The organism is Pseudoalteromonas sp. S2755 (genome assembly GCF_005886535.1).
In the GTDB taxonomy this organism is placed as follows: domain Bacteria; phylum Pseudomonadota; class Gammaproteobacteria; order Enterobacterales; family Alteromonadaceae; genus Pseudoalteromonas.
In genome coordinates this window covers 1-3,088 of the sequence record NZ_PNDS01000170.1, presented here as the reverse complement: position 1 = coordinate 3,088, position 3,088 = coordinate 1, and the positions used below count along the sequence as shown (strand labels likewise).

The following is a 3,088-nucleotide window of genomic DNA, read 5'->3' as shown; positions in this document are numbered from 1 at the left end:
CCTGCTCTCGCTAAGGTACCTACATCCTGTAGGCAAGGCGAATTTACGCACCAATAGCTGGCTATTGGAAGTGAATTCAACGCAGTTAGCGCTAAAACTGGCTGCTAGAAAGGCATTAATTATCCGCAGCTCAGGTTAAATATACTTTTGCAGTGTCAATACCTAAGTGCTTCAATCTAAGCATTGATGAAGCATATCAAATACGTAAATATTGGGAATTTATAGCCCAAGTTGTTCGTAACACTAGTTACGTACCCTCTCCTAACAAACTCGCTATTTGTTGACTATATTTAAAAAATGACGACTAGTTACATAAGTGAAAAATGAATTTATTTCGCTTTGTTTGTATTTGCTGCTATATCTTTCTGCCGCTCTTATCTAACGCCGCTCCCCATAAACCTGAATACTCGGCACCTACCAAGGTAACTATTTTGGTCGACGATGCTTACCCGCCTTATAGTTATCAAATTAACGGCGAGCTTTATGGCATCTATGTAGATATAGTGAAGCAAGCCGCACGTTTGCTGAGTCATGAATATCAAGTTAATTTGCAAGCGGTACCTTGGAAGCGAGGTGTTTCCTCTATGGCTTCCGGTGAAGCAATGGCGTTAATGCCACCTTATATTCATATCAAAAAACGCCCTTTTATCTGGCCGTACTCAATTCCCCTTCAAGAAGAAGTGGTTGTTTCCTTTTGTAATCAAGGGGTTACGCTAAAAAACTTACCTCATGTAACACCAGACAGAGTACTTAATATTGGCATTAATGCCGGTTATATCATCCTAGACGAAAGCCTAATGGAAGCGCAAAAACAAGGACTTATTCAACTTTGGGAAAACAAAAGTACACGTTCAAATATCGAAAAGCTCGCACGTGGGCGCATTGATTGCTACGTCAATGATCGGCTTTCCACTTTACTTGGTATCAATAAAATGTCGCAGATAACACCAAGTTTAAACACCAGTAATATTGTTGAAGATAAAATAGTAATGCGTCGCACTGCCCACATTGGGTACTTAAAAGGGTTTGAAGAAAAATATCCATTTAAACAAGACTTTATCCTGAAGATGGATGCGGCACTGAGGCAGGTAATAGACAACGCAGCAGCTACAGAGGAGTGAATTTACACGCATGATAAAACACGGAAGAAGTTGTGGCCGCGCGCCCACTACAAGTGCTTAATCTTAACTAACCTGAGGTTTGGATAAGGAATGAGCTAACTCATTGTTTTTAATGCCACATTAAATTATCCCCTTATCTAGCCAGACAGTTTTAGGGATAACAAGGCGAATTTATGCACCTATAGCTGGCTATTGGAAGTGAATTCAACGCAGTTAGCGCTAAAACTGGCTGCTAGAAAGGCATTAATTATCCGAAGCTCAGGTTAACTATGCTAATTGGCAACCAGAAGAGCGCGTTACCACTTTATTTTATCAAAGTTTGAAATCGCCCCCAGTAAAATAAACTGCTAACCTATTTTAAAAAAGGGGATGCCAGTAATGCACATCCCCTCCACCGAAAATACTTAGCTTAACAGCACTACTCCATCGTTGGTGCACTAGCATAAACAAGGTCGACTAAATTACTCATTGTTTTAGACTTTTGCATATATGCCTTCTCCATATAGGCAAGCTCTTGTAGCTCAAATAGGGTGGTCTCTACCAACGCTAACCATTTCGCCGTGGACTCTGGCACGTCTGAGCCTTGCTTACTTGCTTTTTTTAACGCCTCATAATAAATATTAAGATCGTTATACTGACGTAAGTAATCCATATAATAATCCTTTGTCACCAACCGATATTCTATAAAGCTGAGCTTATCAAAAACTTCGCCTGAAAATTCTGTCGAACAAAAAAATTTACAACAAAAATTTAAATAAACACTATAATTCAATAAGTTACACTTTAATAAAATCATTTTAGCAACATAAAAACAAAACAAGCTTGCAAATTTGGTACATGCGGTTACAATCCAAATTTTACAAAATAGAAACAGTAACAGCGTTAAAATTTAACTTTCGCATATCCGCGAGCCCGAGTGAAAAAGGATTAAGTGAGTGGGCAGAACCCGATTTAAGTGTACAGGTGATGATCTTCGAAGACTGCGCATGTCGGCTGATAAAACCACCCAGCAGATGGCTGACTTAGTAGGGATCCGGCGACAAACCTATGAAGAGTATGAAAAAGGTATTCGGAAATTTTCATTCGAGTACTTTTTAGAATGGAGTACATACTGTGGTATGGATGTTAATCCAATTACAGACTACTTTATGGACCTACGCACAAAGATGCAAGACGTAAAGCTCTGGCGAGAAAGCCCTTCTCCTGCAAAAAAACGCAAAAACCGAAAAAGTCAGGAAGATTAGTGTGTTAACATCCACCTTTTAATACAACATCTTTCGTTTCACTTGTTTACAAAATAAGCAACAAGTTATTCTCATTTTTGACGTTTCGCGATAGAGTAGTGCTAACCAAAACACCGAAAATAATCCTGAAGGGAAATCAACATGCAGCTATTCAAAAATGTGACAGCAGGCATACTAACCTTTTGCTTTATCACGATAAAACAGCTTGTGAGTAAAATAAAACAAGGCACTCGCGTGCGCTTAGTAAATGGCGCTAGTCGAAACAAACAAAGCGCTGTAGCAACTCAGTGCCATCGCAACGGTAATGCTATGGCGGAGTCACAACTGTACCGAATAGTGGGTGGTTCGGGTTTAGACCATTATAAAGATCCACGAGGTAAACAGATTAACAATACGGCAACGTTAAATCTTAGTGCACAAGAGCTGCATAAGGTTAGTGGTGGCTCTGGTGGGCATCACTATGATGATCCACGCGGAGTTGACAAAAACGGTGAATTAATCCGCAGCAAAACAGCTCCAGTATTGACTCAACATACTTTAAATGCCACACAGCTGGCGAAAATTGTAGGGGGAAGCACTGGTGCACTGTTTAAAGACCCTAGAGCAGAGGGAGAACAAGTTGCATCAGCGACTTCAACCGACCGAGCTACCAGTTCACTTGTATATGGTGCGGAGTTAAATGCCACACAGCTAACAAAAATTGTGGGGGGAAGTACAGGTGCC

3 protein-coding genes and 1 pseudogene are annotated in these 3,088 nt (G+C 40.3%); 3 read left to right on the top strand and 1 reads right to left on the bottom strand.

Annotated features, from left to right (window positions below; genetic code table 11):
• The first annotated feature begins 323 nt into the window (after positions 1 to 323).
• A complete protein-coding gene (locus CWC03_RS21880) occupies positions 324 to 1,121 on the top strand; it encodes a substrate-binding periplasmic protein (RefSeq protein WP_138583651.1) in 798 nt (265 codons plus the stop codon).
• A 418-nt stretch (positions 1,122 to 1,539) separates the two neighbouring features.
• On the opposite strand, the gene CWC03_RS21875 is transcribed toward CWC03_RS21880, so the two are convergent.
• Positions 1,540 to 1,773, bottom strand: coding sequence for a hypothetical protein (locus CWC03_RS21875; protein WP_010604282.1), 234 nt, complete (start codon positions 1,771 to 1,773; stop codon positions 1,540 to 1,542).
• 283 nt (positions 1,774 to 2,056) lie between these two features.
• Here CWC03_RS21875 and CWC03_RS21870 point away from each other — a divergent pair, with 283 nt between their 5' ends.
• Together CWC03_RS21870 and CWC03_RS21865 are read left to right on the top strand one after the other, a co-directional pair.
• A complete protein-coding gene (locus tag CWC03_RS21870) occupies positions 2,057 to 2,365 on the top strand; it encodes a helix-turn-helix domain-containing protein (RefSeq protein ID WP_138583650.1) in 309 nt (102 codons plus the stop codon).
• A 141-nt stretch (positions 2,366 to 2,506) separates the two neighbouring features.
• Positions 2,507 to 3,088 (top strand): annotated as a pseudogene (locus CWC03_RS21865) (hypothetical protein); the annotation flags it as partial.

What these genes read in the sequence shown, in the direction of transcription:
- CWC03_RS21880 (WP_138583651.1), top strand. Translation starts at nt 324, where the DNA reads ATGAATTTATTTCGCTTTGTTTGTATTTGCTGCTATATCTTTCTGCCG.
- CWC03_RS21875 (WP_010604282.1), bottom strand. Translation starts at nt 1,773, where the DNA reads ATGGATTACTTACGTCAGTATAACGATCTTAATATTTATTATGAGGCG.